This is a genomic window from Pedococcus sp. (assembly GCF_036000045.1).
Lineage (GTDB): Bacteria > Actinomycetota > Actinomycetes > Actinomycetales > Dermatophilaceae > Pedococcus.
On sequence record NZ_DASYGF010000069.1, the window covers coordinates 38,857 to 54,706 of the forward strand.

General features: G+C 71.4%; 13 protein-coding genes and 1 pseudogene. All 14 read left to right on the forward strand.

Annotated elements, in window-relative coordinates; genetic code table 11:
• Nucleotides 1-117 precede the first annotated feature (117 nt).
• Nucleotides 118-1,323 carry a signal recognition particle-docking protein FtsY gene (ftsY, locus tag VGN50_RS10660; RefSeq protein WP_327444742.1) on the forward strand — a complete coding sequence of 402 codons (1,206 nt, stop codon included), beginning with the start codon at nt 118-120 and terminating at the stop codon, nt 1,321-1,323.
• A 149-nt stretch (nt 1,324-1,472) separates the two neighbouring features.
• Nucleotides 1,473-2,912: an ammonium transporter gene (locus VGN50_RS10665; RefSeq protein WP_327444743.1), complete on the forward strand. Its 1,440-nt coding sequence runs from the start codon at nt 1,473-1,475 to the stop codon at nt 2,910-2,912.
• Nucleotides 2,909-3,247 (forward strand): P-II family nitrogen regulator, encoded by a 339-nt coding sequence (locus tag VGN50_RS10670; protein ID WP_327444744.1) that lies wholly within the window; start codon nt 2,909-2,911, stop codon nt 3,245-3,247. The genes VGN50_RS10665 and VGN50_RS10670 overlap by 4 nt, the downstream gene beginning before the upstream one ends.
• A 197-nt stretch (nt 3,248-3,444) precedes the next feature.
• Complete coding sequence (locus tag VGN50_RS10675) at nt 3,445-5,820, forward strand: [protein-PII] uridylyltransferase (RefSeq protein ID WP_327444745.1); 2,376 nt, start codon at nt 3,445-3,447, stop codon at nt 5,818-5,820.
• Between the two features lie 69 nt (nt 5,821-5,889).
• A complete protein-coding gene (gene ffh / locus VGN50_RS10680; protein ID WP_327444746.1) occupies nt 5,890-7,503 on the forward strand; it encodes a signal recognition particle protein in 1,614 nt (537 codons plus the stop codon).
• Nucleotides 7,500-8,333, forward strand: coding sequence for an alpha/beta hydrolase (locus VGN50_RS10685; RefSeq protein WP_327444747.1), 834 nt, complete (start codon nt 7,500-7,502; stop codon nt 8,331-8,333). The genes ffh and VGN50_RS10685 overlap by 4 nt, the downstream gene beginning before the upstream one ends.
• Before the next feature lie 9 nt (nt 8,334-8,342).
• Complete coding sequence (locus tag VGN50_RS10690) at nt 8,343-9,434, forward strand: amidohydrolase family protein (protein ID WP_327444748.1); 1,092 nt, start codon at nt 8,343-8,345, stop codon at nt 9,432-9,434.
• Nucleotides 9,435-9,617: 183 nt separating this feature from the next.
• The gene (locus VGN50_RS10695) at nt 9,618-10,685 is read left to right on the forward strand and encodes a sulfate ABC transporter substrate-binding protein (RefSeq protein ID WP_327444749.1); all 1,068 of its coding nucleotides are present in this window, start codon (nt 9,618-9,620) and stop codon (nt 10,683-10,685) included.
• Between the two features lie 3 nt (nt 10,686-10,688).
• The gene (cysT, locus tag VGN50_RS10700; protein WP_327444750.1) at nt 10,689-11,570 is read left to right on the forward strand and encodes a sulfate ABC transporter permease subunit CysT; all 882 of its coding nucleotides are present in this window, start codon (nt 10,689-10,691) and stop codon (nt 11,568-11,570) included.
• The gene (cysW, locus tag VGN50_RS10705) at nt 11,567-12,376 is read left to right on the forward strand and encodes a sulfate ABC transporter permease subunit CysW (protein WP_327444751.1); all 810 of its coding nucleotides are present in this window, start codon (nt 11,567-11,569) and stop codon (nt 12,374-12,376) included. The genes cysT and cysW overlap by 4 nt, the downstream gene beginning before the upstream one ends.
• The gene (locus VGN50_RS10710) at nt 12,373-13,383 is read left to right on the forward strand and encodes a sulfate/molybdate ABC transporter ATP-binding protein (protein ID WP_327444752.1); all 1,011 of its coding nucleotides are present in this window, start codon (nt 12,373-12,375) and stop codon (nt 13,381-13,383) included. Before cysW ends, VGN50_RS10710 begins: the two co-directional genes overlap by 4 nt.
• Nucleotides 13,384-13,511: 128 nt before the next feature.
• Complete coding sequence (locus VGN50_RS10715) at nt 13,512-13,976, forward strand: Rrf2 family transcriptional regulator (protein WP_327444753.1); 465 nt, start codon at nt 13,512-13,514, stop codon at nt 13,974-13,976.
• The gene (locus VGN50_RS10720; RefSeq protein ID WP_327444754.1) at nt 13,973-15,568 is read left to right on the forward strand and encodes an SDR family NAD(P)-dependent oxidoreductase; all 1,596 of its coding nucleotides are present in this window, start codon (nt 13,973-13,975) and stop codon (nt 15,566-15,568) included. Before VGN50_RS10715 ends, VGN50_RS10720 begins: the two co-directional genes overlap by 4 nt.
• A 209-nt stretch (nt 15,569-15,777) precedes the next feature.
• Nucleotides 15,778-15,850 (forward strand): annotated as a pseudogene (locus VGN50_RS10725) (30S ribosomal protein S16); the annotation flags it as partial.

Genomic DNA, 15,850 nt, shown 5'->3' on the forward strand with positions numbered 1-15,850 from the left:
TCGTCCCTCTGACCCGCGAGGGGGACAACCGGGGGTCTCGGCGGCGTCCGAGACCGCAGATTCCCACCCTGCGCGCAGTGCAACGCCGCCTGAGCCAGCCCTGGGGTGAATGAGAGGATGGCGCCCGTGATCCATCAGCTGTGGGAACTCGTTGTCATCGCCGTCGGCCTGCTGGTCGTCCTCGGAGGCGTGCTCGTCGGGCTGCTGCGCGGCCGTGGGGGGGCCAAGAAGGACGCGCCCGCACCACGCCGCCCGGACGTGCTCCCTGGGGTCGGAGACGACGCCGAGCCCCCCCGCGACGCGCCGAAACGGCCCGTGCAGGACGCGCGGTCGGTCGACACGCTGCCCCCGGAGGCAGGGCTCCCCGAGCTCGCGCCGACGCCGACCCCGGAGCGCCCGGAGTCCCCGGCAGGCAGGCTCCAGCGGCTGCGGGCCCGGTTGGCCCGCTCGAACACCGTCCTCGGTCACGGCCTGCTCGCCCTTCTGTCGCGCGGCGGGCTGGACGAGGAGGCCTGGGAAGAGGTCGAGGACACCCTCATCGCCTCGGACCTCGGTGTCGAGGCCAGCACCGAGCTGGTCGACAAGCTGCGCTCCCGGGTCGCGGTGGAGGGGACGACCGACGAGTCGGTGGTCCGCGGCTGGCTGCGTGAGGACCTGCTCGCCCTCGTCGACCCGACCCTGGACCGTTCGCTGGCCGACTCCCGCGTTGACGGCCGCCCGGCCGTCGTCCTCGTCGTCGGCGTCAACGGCACTGGCAAGACCACGACGGTGGGCAAGCTCGCCCGAGTGCTGGTCGCGCAGGACAAGGACGTGGTCCTCGGTGCTGCCGACACCTTCCGCGCCGCCGCTGCGGACCAGCTGGAGACGTGGGGGAGCCGGGTCGGAGTGCCCACCGTGCGCTCGGACCGCGACGGCGCGGACCCCGCGGCGGTGGCGTTCGACGCGGTCAAGGCCGGCGCCGAGCTGGAGGCCGACGTCGTGCTGGTCGACACGGCCGGCCGGCTGCACAACAAGGTCGGCCTGATGGACGAGCTCGGCAAGGTGAAGCGTGTCATCGAGAAGCAGAGCCCGATCGACGAGGTACTGCTCGTCCTGGACGCGACGACCGGCCAGAACGGCCTGCGGCAGGCCGAGGTGTTCGCGGAGGTCGTCAACGTCACCGGCATCGTTCTGACCAAGCTCGACGGGACGGCCAAGGGCGGCATCGTCGTCTCCGTGCAACGCAAGCTCGGGGTGCCGGTCAAGCTCGTGGGTCTGGGGGAAGGCCCGGACGACCTGGCGCCGTTCGACCCAGAGGCGTTCGTCGACGCGATCCTCGCCTGACCCCGCCATGCCGCCCATCGGGACGGCTGCGTCCAGGATGTGAGACCCGGCGGTTCTCGAAACCTGATCCTTACCGCTGTGAGGTCTCGCTAACACGCCCGTAACACAACGCGGCGCTGTGCGAAATGCCGCGACGGCACAGTCTTCGCATGAGCGCTATTACTCTCGCGACGGCCGACACGCCGTTCATCGACAGCGGGAACACCGCCTGGGTCCTCGCTGCGGCGGCCCTCGTGTTGTTCATGACCCCCGGCCTCGCCCTCTTCTACGGCGGCATGGTCCGGACCAAGAGCGTGCTGAACATGATGATGATGAGCTTCATCACCATGGGCACGGTCGGCACTGCCTGGATCCTCTGGGGCTACAGCGAGTCCTTCGGGCCCGACGTGGGTGGCGGCCTGATCGGTAACCCGTTCGCCCACTTCGGGCTCAAGGGAGTCCTGAACGCCATCTACGGTTTCGTCCCGGCCACCAAGACCGCCGCCGCAGCGGGCGGCATACCCGGGCCGGCCTTCGTGGCGTTCCAGGTGGTCTTCGCGATCATCGCGGTGGCCCTGGTCTCAGGCGCCATCGCCGACCGCGCCAAGTTCAGCGCCTGGACCGTCTTCACGGTCATCTGGGCCACCTTGGTCTACTTCCCGGCAGCCCACTGGGTGTTCGCCTTCAGCGGCTACGCGGCCCAGACGGGCGGGTGGATCGCCAACAAGGCAGGCGGCCTGTTCCTCGGAGGTGCGGGTGCCTACGACTTCGCCGGTGGAACCGCGATCCACATCAACGCCGGTGCGGCGGGGCTCGCCCTCGCGCTGGTGCTCGGCAAGCGCATCGGGTTCGCCAAGGAGCCCATGCGTCCGCACAACCTGACCCTGGTCATGATCGGCGCGGGCATCCTGTGGTTCGGCTGGTTCGGCTTCAACGCGGGCTCGGCCCTCGGCGCCGGCGCCCAGGCCGCAGGCGTCTGGGTCAACACTCTGGCCGCCACCTGCACGGCGATGCTGGGCTGGCTGCTCGTGGAGAAGCTGCGCGACGGCCACTTCACCTCGCTCGGCGCCGCCTCGGGCATCGTCGCGGGGCTGGTCGCGATCACCCCGGCCTGTGCGACAGTCTCACCGATCGGCGCCCTCATCGTGGGCCTCGCCGCCGGTGCCGGGTGTGCCCTGGCCGTCGGTCTGAAGTTCCGCTTCGGCTTCGACGACAGCCTCGACGTGGTGGGCGTCCACCTCGTCGGTGGTCTCATCGGCACCCTGCTCATCGGCCTCCTGGCCACCAAGGGCAGCCCGACTGGCGCGGCCGGCCTGGCCGTCAACGAGGGCCTGTTCTACGGCGGCGGGCTGTCCCAGCTGGGAGCGCAGGCCGAGGGCGCGTTCACCGTCCTCATCTTCTCGTTCGTGGTGACCTACCTGATCGGTCTGGCGATTCACAAGACCATGGGCTTCCGGGTCGACGAGGCCGACGAGGCCCAGGGCGTCGACCTCTCCGAGCACGCCGAGACGGCCTACGATCTCAGTGGCCTCAGCGGCGGACGCTTTGGCTCCGGCTCGGCCCTGTCCACGACGGCCTCGACCAAGACCAAAGAGGGAGCACCAGCATGAAGCTCGTGACCGCCATCATCAAGCCACACCAGCTCGACGAGGTGAAGGAGGCCCTGGAGGCCTACGGCATCTCGGGCATGACCGTCAGCGAGGTGAGCGGCTACGGCCGGCAGCGCGGTCACAGCGAGGTCTACCGCGGCGCCGAGTACACCGTCGACTTCGTGCCGAAGGTGCGGGTCGAGGTGCTCGTCGACGACATGGACGCCGCGTCGGTCGCCGACGTGGTCCTCAAGGCCGCGCAGACGGGCCGCATCGGCGACGGGAAGATCTGGACCGTCCCCGTCGACGAGGTGATCAGGGTACGCACCGGCGAGCGTGGGGTGGACGCGCTCTGAGCGCGGCCCGACACCGTCCACCGGCAGCACCCAGAAACGTGGCGGCCGTAGCGCCACGGACATAGCGCCCACAGCACGACCAGAGGCGCCCGCACCGACCAGGTGCGGGCGCCTCTGCCGTATGCCGCGCCGCGCGCTAACACGGGCGTAACACGAACGGGCGTCGTTCGAAACCTCGAAGGGGCAGGCTCTGGGGTATGACGATCGAGCACGCCGACCTGGCAGCACGCCGGCTCGACCTGGCCGGGGCCAGGGGCTTCGACGCCCCGGGAGCCGGCCCGACGCGCCGGGACGCCATGGGCAGCCTCACGCGCACCTGGCTTGGCCAGGTCTGGGAGGCCGCGCTGGACGGCCGCTCCTCCGAGGGGCTGGCGCTGGCGGCAGTGGGCAGTCTCGCCCGAGGCGATGCCGGCCCGCTCAGCGATGTCGACCTGGTCCTGCTGCACTACGGACGCTCCGTCGGGGGAGAGGACCTGCGGGAGCTGGCCGACCGGATCTGGTACCCCGTCTGGGACGCCGGCGTCCGGCTCGACCACTCCGTGCGCACCGTGAGCCAGTGCCGCACGGTGGCCGCCGGTGACCTCACCGCCGCGGTGGGACTGCTCGACCTCGACCGCGTGGCCGGGGACGCGGAGGTCGTCGCCGCCGCGCGCTCCACCGTGGCGCACGACTGGCGGGCCAACGCGCGCAAGCGGCTGCCGCAGCTGGTCGACGGGCTTCGTGCCCGTCACGCCCGGCACGGCGACCTCGCCCAGAGCATCGAACCCGATCTCAAGGAGGCCCACGGCGGCCTGCGGGACATGACGGTGCTCAACGCCCTCGTGGCAGCGTGGCTCACCGACCGCCCGCACGGCGAGGTGGACGAGGCGCACCGGATCCTGCTGGACGTCCGCGACGCCGTGCACGTCGTGACCGGCAAGGGCCGCGACCGGCTCACCCGCGAGGACCACGACGGCGTCGCGGCGCTGCTCGGGCACGACGACGCCGACGAGCTGCTCATCGATGTCTCCAACGCGGCTCGCACGATCGCCTACGCGATCGACGGGACGGTTCGCCGGGCCGGCCAGTCCCAGCGGGCCCGTACCCTGCGGGTCGGACCCCGCCGCCCCCAGCTCAACCCGCTCGGGTTCGGCATGTACGAGCACGACGGGGAGGTGGTGCTCGGGCCACGCAACGCACTCGCCACCGACCCGCTGCTGCCGTTGCGCGCGGCCGTCGTCGCCGCGAGGAACAACCTGCCCATCGCCCCCACGACTCTTGCCAACCTCGCGGCCCAGGCCCCCCAGCTGACGAGCCCCTGGCCGGTCATCGCGCGAGACCTGTTCGCTGACCTGCTCGCCACCGGACCCGGCCTGGTGGGTGTATGGGAGGGGCTGGACCAGGCGGGCGTCATCGACCGCTGGTTCCCCGAGTGGGCCGCCGTCCGCTCGCGCCCGCAGCGCAACGCGGTGCACCGGCACACGGTCGACCGGCACCTGATCGAGACGGTGGTGCTGGCCGGAGGCCTCGTCCGGGGGGTGCACCGTGCGGACCTGCTGCTGCTGGGGGCTCTGCTGCACGACATCGGCAAGGTGCGCGACGCGCACGACCACTCCGCTGCCGGGGCGCCCGTGGCGGCGGCCATGGCCACGAGGCTGGGCTACCCCGAGCAGGACGTGGCCACGATCGAGCTCCTCGTCCGGGAGCACCTGACCCTCATCGACCTGGCGACCCGGCGGGACCACCAGGACCCGGGAACCGTCACGGCGGCGCGGGCCGCAGCGGGCGGCTCTCGTGAGGTGTTCGACCTGCTGCTGGCACTGACCGAGGCCGACGCGAGCGCGGCGGGGCCTCAGGCGTGGACGGACTGGCGAGCGACCCTGTTGGGTCAGCTCGCCGAGGCGACCCGCCGCGGCTGGGAGGAGGGGACCGTCGCCCCGCCGTCCGAGGCCGCGACGGTCTCCGAGGCCGACCTCGAGTCCGTCGCCTCGGGCGAGCCCCGGGTCGTCGTCCGCCCCCAGGGCGGGTCGTACCGCATCGACGTCTTCGACCGCGACCGGCTGGGACTGTTCGCCGACACCGCCGGGCTGCTGGCGGCATACGGCATGGTCGTGCGCACCGCGATCCTGCGCACCCTCGACGGGGTGGCGGCCAACGAATGGCACGTGGAGACTCCCAGCGGTGAGCCGCCGGACGAGCAGCGGATCGTCCGCGGTCTCGAGCGGCTCGCGCAGGGCGACCGCGCGCCGTTGGGCCTGCTGGAGCGGCGGCGGCAGTTCGCAGGGCAACCCAGCGCGCGGGCGTCCTCGGGTTCCCCCGGCCAGGCCCGCGCCCTCGTCGTGCCGCGCGCCTCTGAGGAGGCGACGGTCATCGAGGTGCGGGCGCAGGACCGGCCCGGGCTGCTGCACGAGCTGGGCCTGGCGTTCGCGAAGGCGGGCCTGTCGGTGCGCTCCGCGCACATCGCCACCTATGCCGGTCAGACCCTCGACACGTTCTATGTCACCGAGTTCGGTGGTCGCCTGCTGTCGCCGGCCAAGGTCGCCCAGACCGTGTCCGTCGTCATCGACACCTGCGACGGCAACCCGCCCGGCTGACCCACGCCTACTGCTCCTCGGGCGGTGCCCGGTCGGTGGGACCCGCCGCGAACGATTAGCCTTGGGGCCGTGTTCACGTCACTCTCCGACCGCCTGACCGCCACCTTCAAGAACCTGCGAGGGAAGGGGCGGCTCAGCGAGCACGACGTCAACAGCACGGTCCGCGACATCCGGCTCGCGCTGCTCGACGCCGATGTCGCACTGCCCGTCGTCAAGCAGTTCACCTCCGCGGTGCGCGAGCGCGCGCTGGGCGCAGAGGTGTCCGGAGCCCTCAACCCCGCTCAGCAGGTCGTCAAGATCGTCAACGACGAGCTCGTGTCGATCCTCGGCGGCCAGACACGGACCATCCAGCACGCCAAGAACCCGCCCACCGTCATCATGCTCGCCGGCCTGCAGGGCTCCGGCAAGACGACGCTCGCCGGTAAGCTGGCCAAGCGGCTCAAGGACGAGGGCCACACCCCGATCCTCGTCGCGGCCGACCTCCAGCGTCCCAACGCCGTCACCCAGCTCCAGGTCGTCGGCGAGCGCGCCGGTGTGCCCGTCTTCGCGCCCGAGCAGGGCAACATCGGCGGCCACGACGCGGTCGGCGCCACCGGTGAGGGGACCCGGTCGTTCGGCGACCCGGTCGCCGTCTCCCGAGCCGGCATCGAGCAGGCTCGGCGCGCCCAGCACGACGTAGTGATCGTCGACACGGCCGGTCGCCTCGCCGTCGACGCGAACCTCATGCAGCAGGCGGCCGACATCCGGGCCGCGATCCAGCCCGACGAGGTCCTCTTCGTCATCGACGCGATGATCGGGCAGGCGGCGGTCGAGACGGCCCAGGCCTTCCAGGAGGGCGTCGACTTCACCGGCGTGGTCCTGACCAAGCTCGACGGCGACGCCCGCGGTGGCGCGGCGCTGTCGGTCGCGTCCATCACCGGGCGTCCCATCATGTTCGCCTCGACGGGTGAGCGGGTGCAGGACTTCGAGGTGTTCCACCCCGACCGGATGGCCTCGCGCATCCTCGACATGGGTGACGTGCTCACCCTCATCGAACAGGCCGAGAAGGCCTTCGACGCGCGCCAGGCGCAGGAGATGCAGCGCAAGTTCCTGGCCGAGGAGGAGTTCACCTTCGACGACTTCCTCAGCCAGATGGCCGCCCTGAAGAAGATGGGCGGCCTGAAGTCGATGCTCGGCATGATGCCGGGCATGGGCCAGATGAAGGCCCAGCTCGACAACCTCGACCCCAAGGAGTTCGACCGGGTCGAGGCGATGGTGCGGTCGATGACGCCGTTCGAGCGCACCCACTCCAAGCAGATCAACGGATCCCGCCGGGCGCGCATCGCCCGAGGCTCTGGCGTGCAGGTCTCCGAGGTCAACGCGTTGCTCGAGCGCTTCACCGAGGCCCAGAAGATGATGAAGCAGCTCGCTCGTGGGGGCGGCATCCCCGGTATGCCGGGGATGCCGGGCATGGGGGGCGGCAAGAAGGGGCGTCAGCAGCCCCAGGGCAAGAAGTCCAAGTCCGGCAACCCGGCCAAGCGCGCCGCCGAGGAGCGCGCTGCCGCAGAGAAGGCCAGGGCCGCGCGCAGCGGAGCCGGCGCAGGGGCCGGCTCGGCGTTCGGCGGGGGATCCGCGGACGGCCTACCGGCGGACCTCGACCCGGCGAACCTGCCCAAGGGCTTCGAGAAGTTCCTGGGCCGGTGAGCGGCGGCGCCGGTCTGCATACCCTCTCGGTCGGCACCGGCGGCCCACGGGTCGCCTTCCTGCACGGGCTGTTCGGCCAGGGGCGCAACTGGACCCAGATCGCCAAGGCGCTCGCCGGCCCGGACGGCTCGGGGGCGCGGTGCACGCTGGTCGACCTGCCGGACCACGGCCGGTCGCCGTGGAGCCGCGAGTTCTCGTTCGAGGGGTATGCCGCGGCTGTCGCCGACACCCTGCGCCGCATCGACGGTGAGGCTCGCTGGGTCGTGGTCGGTCACTCGCTCGGGGGCAAGACCGCCATGCTCCTGGCCCTGCGGTATCCCGAGCTCGTGGCGGGGTTGGTGGTCGTCGACATCGCCCCGAAGCACTACGGCGACCTCGAGCGCTTCATGGGCTACATCGAGGAGATGCAGCGCCTGCCGTTGGCACAGCTGGGGTCCCGGGCCGACGCCGAGGCGCGGTTCGAGGAGCCCAACCCCGCGGTCAAGGCCTTCCTGCTGCAGAACCTGCGTCGGGACGGCGAGTCCTGGCGCTGGCAGGCCAACCTGGGGCTGGTCGCCGCGGACGCGGCACGGGGGAGTGCCTCGGCAATCGCGGACTGGCCGATCGAGATCGGCGAGGTGACGCCCTTCGACGGACCTGTGCTGTGGGTCGCCGGCGCCGAGTCGCCCTACATCCAGCCTGAGGACATCGAGCCGATGCGCGCCCTGTTCCCCAGAGTGCGGCAGATAACGGTCAAGGGCGCGTCGCACTGGGTGCACACCGACGCCCCCGACGTCGTGGTCGAGGCGCTGCGCCGGTTCGTGGCGCGGACGGTCGAGGTCCCTCGCTAGGGTCGCCCCATGACCGCACCGGTGCTGCATCTGCTGGGCGAGATCCTCGTCGGACCCGAGGACGTCCGTGGGGAGGCGTGGGTCGTGGGCGGGCGGCTGACCTTCGAACGCCCCACGGGTGCGGGGGCGGACGTGCAGACCTTGCGCGGGTATGTCCTGCCCGGTCTGGTGGACGCGCACTGCCATGTGGGTCTCGACGCCCATGGTGCGGTGGACATGGCGACCGCCGAGGCTCAGGCGCTCGCCGACCGCGACGCGGGCACGCTGCTCATCCGAGACGCCGGCTCGCCGTCGGACACGCGGTGGGTCGACGAGCGTGAGGACCTCCCCAAGATCGTGCGGGCGGGGCGTCACATCGCCCGGACCCGCCGGTACATCCGCAACTACGCCTGGGAGGTGGAGCCGGACGAGCTGGTGGACCGCGTCCGCATCGAGGCGAAGGCGGGCGATGGCTGGGTCAAGCTGGTGGGGGACTGGATCGACCGGGAGGCGGGAGACCTGACTCCCTGCTGGCCCGTCGACGTCCTGACCGACGCGATCGCGGCCGCCCACGAGGAGGGGGCGCGGGTGACGGCGCACTGCTTCGGCGAGGCCTCGCTCTACGACTTCGCCGCCGCGGGCACGGACTGCATCGAGCACGCTACCGGGCTCGAGGACGAGACCATCGCGCAGTTCGCAGCCCAGGGCATCGCCATCGTGCCGACCCTGGTCAATATCGCGACGTTTCCGCAGCTGGCCGAGCCGGCCCGGGACAAGTACCCCGGCTACCACCGCAGGATGCTCTCGCTGCATCGGCGTCGCTACGACACCGTGGCGGCTGCTCGCGACGCCGGCATCGCGATCTACCTCGGCACCGACGCTGGTGGCTCGCTGCGTCACGGTCTGGTGGCCCAGGAGGCGCTCGAGCTGACCCTCGCGGGCCTGACGCCGGAGGAGGCGCTGTCTGCCACGACGTGGGGTGCGCGCGACTGGCTGGGGCGCCCCGGGCTGGAGGAGGGCGCTCCGGCCGACCTCGTGGTCTATGGCGCCGACCCTCGGCGTGAGATCCGGGCCTTGGCGGCACCCGAGCACATCGTGCTCCGCGGCCGCGACCTGTCGTAGCGGTCGGCCCCGGTCCCGGCCAGGCCCGCCCCGCCGCGAGCCGGCCGGCCTCCCTCGTGCTTCCATGATGCGAGACATAAGGCGAAGTTACTTGACCGATAAGCAGATGCTATAGAAAAGTCCTAGTCAACGACTAGGAAATCGGTCGTCGACACGCGCCCCACTGCATACCGAGGAGCTCTCATGGGTCCCCGCCCCCGCCTGCATGTCCCTCCGCTGGCCGCCCTGGCCACCGCCGTGACCGCTGGTGCGATGGTGATGGCCGCCTGTGCGGGGGGCGGCTCGAGCGACACGGTGGTCACCGGCGCTGCGGGTGCCCAGGCCCAGGACGCCGCGGCCACGTCCAGCACCCTCAGCCTGTTCGCGTACTCCACGCCCAAGCCCGGGTTCGACACGGTGATCCCGGCGTTCACGCGGACCGCGGCCGGCAAGGGCGTGCAGCTCCAGCAGTCCTACGGCGCCTCGGGTGACCAGTCGCGCAAGGTCGCCGCCGGTGCGCCCGCGGATGTCGTCACCTTCTCGACCGAGCCCGACGTCACCCGGCTGGTCAAGGCCGGCCTGGTCGACAAGAGCTGGAACGCAGGCCCCCACCGGGGCATCGCGTTCGGCTCGGTCGTCACCATCGTGGTCCGCAAGGGGAACCCCAAGGGCATCCACGACTGGGACGACCTGCTCAAGCCCGGCGTCGAGGTCGTGACTCCCAACCCGTTCAGCTCGGGCAGCGCGAAGTGGAACCTCCTCGCCCCGTATGCCGCGAAGAGTGATGGGGGCAAGGACCCGAGGGCGGGTCTCGCCTTCATCGACAAGCTCGTCACGCAGCACGTCAAGGTGCAGCCGAAGTCCGGACGGGAGGCCACCGAGACCTTCCTGCAGGGCACCGGTGACGCGCTGCTCAGCTACGAGAACGAGGCGCTGTTCGCGGAGCGTGCGGGGGACCCCGTCGAGCACGTCACGCCGCCGACGACGTTCAAGATCGAGAACCCCACGGCGGTCCTCAAGGGCAGTCCCCACCTCGCCGAGGCCAAGGCGTTCGAGGAGTTCCTCTTCACCCCGCAGGCGCAGAAGCTGTGGGCGCAGGCCGGCTTCCGCCCGGTCGACCCGGCCGTGGCGAAGGAGTTCGCGGCCAGCCTGCCGCCGCCCACCACGCTGTGGACGATCGCCGACCTCGGTGGCTGGTCGAAGGTCGACAGCTCGCTGTTCGCCAAGGGAACGGGCTCCATCGCGGTCATCTACGACAAGGCGACCTCCTGAGCCATGACCGCAACCGCCACCACCCGTAGCGACGCGCGCGCGGATGACACCGCGCAGGTGTCGTCCCTGCCGCCGCGGCCAGAGCGCCCTCGCCGCCTGTCCGTCCGGCCCGTGGGCGTCGGGCTGGTGGGGCTGTGGCTGAGTGTCATCGTCCTGCTTCCCCTGGCTGCCCTCGCCGTGACGTCGTTCGGCGACGGGTGGGCCGGCTTCTGGGCGGCGGTGACCGCGCCCGCCGCCGTCGCCGCGCTGGGGGTCACCGTCCTCATGGCGCTGGTCGTCGCGGTGGTCAACGCCGTCATGGGGACGCTCGTGGCCTGGGTGCTGGTCAGAGACGAGTTCCGCGGGAAGCGAGTGGTCAACGCGCTGATCGACCTGCCGTTCGCGCTGCCCACCATCGTCGCCAGCATCGTGCTGCTCTCGCTCTACGGCCCCGACAGCCCTCTCCACATCCAGCTCAACGCGACCCGTCCCGGCCTGGTCGTCGCGCTCGCCTTCGTCACCCTGCCGTTCGTCGTCCGCTCGGTGCAGCCGGTGCTCATCGAGGCCGACCGCGAGGTCGAGGAGGCGGCCGCGTCGCTGGGGGCGTCCAGCTGGACGACGTTCCGCCGGGTCGTGCTGCCCACCCTGGCGCCGGCGGTGATCAGCGGCACCGGACTGGCGTTCGCCAGGGCCATCGGCGAGTACGGCTCGGTGGTGCTCATCGGTGGCGACATCCCGCGCCGGACCCAGGTCGCGTCCCAGTACATCCAGGAGCAGATCGAGATCGACCGGCCCGTCAACGCAGCGGCGGTCTCGGTAGCCCTGCTGGCCATCGCGTTCCTCACCCTGTTCGTCCTGCGCGTCCTCGCCGGCCGCGGCCAGCGACGCGAGGAGGAGTCGCCGTGAGGACGTCCGCCACCGCCCGCCTCGGGTTGCGCGCCGTCGCCCTGGGCTACCTGCTCCTGCTGCTCGGCATACCGGTCGTGCTCATCCTCTGGCGGTCCTTCGGCCCGGGGGTCGGGGCCTTCCTGGCCTCGGTGCGCACGCCGGCCGCTATCTCGGCCCTGAACCTGTCGATGCTGATCGTGGCCATCGTCGTGCCGCTCAACGTCGTGTTCGGGGTCGGGACGGCTCTGGCCCTGGTGCGGGGCAGGTTCCGCGGGCGGGGGCTCGTGCAGGCGGTCGTGGACCTGCCGTTCGCGGTGTCGCCGGTCGTCGTGGGGGTGTCACTGATCCTGCTGTGGGGGGCGGGCGGCTGGTTCGGTGGCGTGGAGCGACTGGGCTTCAAGGTCATCTTCGGCTTGCCGGGCATGGTCATTGCGACGCTGTTCGTGACGCTGCCCTTCGTCGTCCGTGAGGTGGAACCGGTGCTCCACGAGATCGGCACCGACCAGGAGCAGGCCGCGGCCACCCTGGGCGCGAGCTCGTGGCAGACGTTCTGGCGCATCACGCTCCCGGCGATCCGCTGGGGACTGACGTACGGCGTGGTCCTGACGGTGGCCCGGGCGCTGGGCGAGTTCGGCGCCGTGATCATGGTCAGCTCCGGCTTCCCCGGCGTCTCGCAGACCCTGACGCTGCTCGTCCACTCCCGGTACATCGACGACCACAACACCTACGGCGCGTATGCAGCGGCGACCCTGCTCATGGGCCTCGCCCTGGTCACGCTGCTGCTCATGACCCTGCTGGACCGCAAGAGGAGCACGACGACATGATCACCGTGACCGGCGCCCGGAAGTCCTACGGCAGCTTCCTGGCCCTCGACGACGTCAGCCTCGACATCCCCGCGGGGACGCTCACCGCCCTGCTCGGGCCGAGCGGCTCGGGCAAGTCCACGCTGTTGCGCTCGATCGCCGGGCTGGAGCGGCTCGACGGCGGAGCGGTGGTCATCGGGGGCCGCGACGTCACGGCTGTGGCTCCGCAGAAGCGCGGGATCGGGTTCGTGTTCCAGCACTATGCGGCCTTCAAGCACATGACCGTGCGCGACAACGTGGCGTTCGGTCTCACCATCCGCAAGCGCCCCAAGGCCGAGGCCGCACGCAAGGTCGACGAGCTGCTCGAGATCGTGGGCCTCGACGGGTTCCAGCACCGCTACCCCGCTCAGCTCTCTGGGGGCCAGCGCCAGCGGATGGCGCTTGCCAGGGCGTTGGCCGTGGATCCCGAGGTGCTGCTGCTCGACGAGCCCTTCGGCGCGCTCGACGCCAAGGTGCGTGCGGACCTGCGGCAGTGGCTTCGTCGCCTGCATGACGAGGTCCACGTCACCACGGTCCTGGTCACCCACGACCAGGAGGAGGCGCTCGACGTCGCCGACCGGATCGCCATCCTCAACCACGGCCGAATCGAGCAGGTCGGTGACCCGGTCTCGCTCTACGACCGGCCGGCCAACGACTTCGTGATGTCCTTCCTCGGGTCGGTCGCTCGGCTGGGCGGCCAGCTCGTCCGACCGCACGACATCGTCCTCGACCGGAGCCGGGAGCGCGCGTACTCCCTGGATGCTCGGGTCGGTGGGACCCCAGGCGTCGTGACGGCGGTGGTCGAGCGCGTCGTGCGTCTGGGCTTCGAGGTTCGGGTCGACCTGCGGGCCGACTCGGGGGAACGGTTCTGTGCGCAGATCACCCGGGCCCAGGCCGACGCGCTCGACCTCAGCGAGGGCGAGACCGTCTATGCCCGTGCGGCCACGCGTCCCGACGCCGCCGAGATCGAGCCGGCGCTGGCCATCTGACGGCGCGCGTACGACGTGCAGCGCCCGCGGGCCACTGGGTTGCAGCCTGTGGACCGCGTGAGATCGCCCGGACTGTACGTCGCTGCGCCGGTGCACAGGCCGCGCGCGTCGTAGGGGAGAATGCCGCCGTGGACATCTCGGCGCGCACGGAGTACGCAGTGCGAGCCATGCTCATCCTCGCCGAGTCGGCCCTGGCCGCCGCCGGGCCGGTCAGCGTGGAGACCCTGGCCTTCCGCCAGACCCTGCCGCGCAAGTTCCTCGAGGCGATCGTCGCCGACCTGCGCAGCGCCGGACTGGTCAAGAGCACCCGTGGCGCGCGTGGCGGCTACTCGCTGACCCGCGAACCCCGCGACATCTCCCTGGGTGACGTGTTCCGAGCCGTCGACGGGCCGCTGGCCGAGGTCCGCGGTCTGCGCCCGCACGAGACCACGTACCAGGGCGTCGCCGAGCACCTGCCGACGGTCTGGGTCGCCGTGCGGGCCAGCCTGCGCTCGGTGCTCGACGAGACGAGCCTCGCCGACGTGCTGTCCGGCAACCTCAACGAGCGCGTCTCCGCGCTGGCCGCCGACCCCGACGCCTGGCGCAGCCGATGACCGAGCAGCGGATCACCGAGCAGCGGATCACCGCGCAGCGGATCACCGAGCAGCGGATCACCGAGCAGCCGACAGCGACCGACCCAGACCAGTCCTACGGACCCGGCATCGACCCCGACGACCTGGCTACCGCACTGCGGGTGCTGGCCGAGCTCCCTCGCCTCGACGCCGGACACCCCGACCTGCAGACCGTGAAACGGGCCACGGGTCGCATGTACAAGCAGGTCCGCAAGGCCCGCCGCCGCGAGGCACGTCAGCCGCAGGTCGACCACGACGAGGCGGTGCTCGCCCGGACCGCCACCGGCTCGCCGCTGCGGATCGACGACGAGACCAAGGGCCTGCCGCTGGTCTCGACGGCCCGGGGTGCGCACGCCGGCGAGCTGGTCAAGCCGCGCGGCTGCTACATCTGCAAGACCGAGTACACCGTGGTCGACGCCTTCTACCACTGGCTGTGCCCGGACTGTGCCGAGCTGAGCCACGCCAAACGCGACCAGCGCACCGACCTCACCGGCCGCCGCGCTCTGCTCACGGGTGGTCGGGCCAAGATCGGCATGTACATCGCGCTGATGCTCCTGCGCGACGGGGCCCACCTGACGATCACGACGCGGTTCCCGCACGATGCAGCGAGACGCTTTGCGGCACAAGACGACTCGCCCGACTGGCTGCACCGCCTCAAGGTCGTCGGAATCGACCTGCGCGACCCCACCCAGGTGGTGGCACTGGCCGAGGAGGTCGCCGCCGCCGGACCCCTCGACATCCTCATCAACAACGCGGCGCAGACGGTCCGCCGCTCGCCGGGCGCCTACACCCACCTGGTCCATGGTGAGTCGGTGCCGCTGCCCAGCGGCATACCGCTGCCTGAGCTGGTGACGTTCGACCGGATCAGTGACGCCCACCCCGCCAACCTGATCGGCACCCTGCGCGAGCACCAGGTCGCCCACCACGAGGGCGAGGCCGCCGAGACGGCGGCACGGGCGCTCGCGCAGCGCTCGGCGGCTGCCATGACGACCATGGCGCTGACGGCCGGCCATGCCAGCCTGGAGGCGCACCGTGCCGGGACCGCGGTGGATGCCGGCGGTCTGCTGCCCGACGAGCAGCGCAACAACTCCTGGACCCAGAAGGTCGAGGAGGTCGACCCGCTCGAGCTGCTCGAGGTGCAGCTGTGCAACGCCACGGCGCCGTTCATCCTCATCTCGCGGCTGCGTCCGGCCATGCGGGCCGCGGTGGCTGCCGGGGCTCGGCGCGCCTACGTGGTCAACGTGTCGGCGATGGAGGGCCAGTTCTCGCGCCGCTACAAGGGCCCCGGGCACCCTCACACCAACATGGCCAAGGCGGCCCTCAACATGCTCACGCGCACCAGTGCCGGCGAGATGTTCGAGACCGACCGCATCCTCATGACCGCCGTCGACACGGGGTGGATCACCGACGAGCGCCCCCACCACGAGAAGCTGCGGATCGCGGCCGAGGGCTGGCACGCGCCTCTGGACCTCGTCGACGGCGCGGCCCGCGTCTACGACCCCATCGTGCGGGGCGAGGCGGGGGAGGACCTCTATGGCTGCTTCGTGAAGGACTTCGAGCCCAGCCCCTGGTGAGCGGCGCACCCGCCGACCACCCGGCCCGTATGCCGCGTCCGCACCGCGTGTGGTCGGGCGTGCGCCCCCGGTCTGGCACAATGGTCGGCTGTACCCGTTCGGCCAGGGCCCTCTCTCCTGGCCGGATGCCTACCCCGAGCGACGGCTCCCCGCGTGTCCCCACCCGGTCTCGCCGCGCTCACCACCAAGAAACAGGAGACACCACAGCTGTGGCCGTCAAGATTCGTCTGAAGCGCATGGGCAAGATCCGTGCACCGTTCTACCGCGTCGTCGTCATGGACT

Excerpts from the sequence above, each read along its gene's own strand:
- VGN50_RS10675 (WP_327444745.1), top strand. The coding sequence starts at position 3,445 with ATGACGATCGAGCACGCCGACCTGGCAGCACGCCGGCTCGACCTGGCC.
- VGN50_RS10670 (WP_327444744.1), top strand. The coding sequence starts at position 2,909 with ATGAAGCTCGTGACCGCCATCATCAAGCCACACCAGCTCGACGAGGTG.
- VGN50_RS10665 (WP_327444743.1), top strand. The coding sequence starts at position 1,473 with ATGAGCGCTATTACTCTCGCGACGGCCGACACGCCGTTCATCGACAGC.
- VGN50_RS10710 (WP_327444752.1), top strand. The coding sequence starts at position 12,373 with ATGATCACCGTGACCGGCGCCCGGAAGTCCTACGGCAGCTTCCTGGCC.
- cysT (WP_327444750.1), top strand. The coding sequence starts at position 10,689 with ATGACCGCAACCGCCACCACCCGTAGCGACGCGCGCGCGGATGACACC.
- VGN50_RS10690 (WP_327444748.1), top strand. The coding sequence starts at position 8,343 with ATGACCGCACCGGTGCTGCATCTGCTGGGCGAGATCCTCGTCGGACCC.
- VGN50_RS10695 (WP_327444749.1), top strand. The coding sequence starts at position 9,618 with ATGGGTCCCCGCCCCCGCCTGCATGTCCCTCCGCTGGCCGCCCTGGCC.
- VGN50_RS10720 (WP_327444754.1), top strand. The coding sequence starts at position 13,973 with ATGACCGAGCAGCGGATCACCGAGCAGCGGATCACCGCGCAGCGGATC.
- ftsY (WP_327444742.1), top strand. The coding sequence starts at position 118 with ATGGCGCCCGTGATCCATCAGCTGTGGGAACTCGTTGTCATCGCCGTC.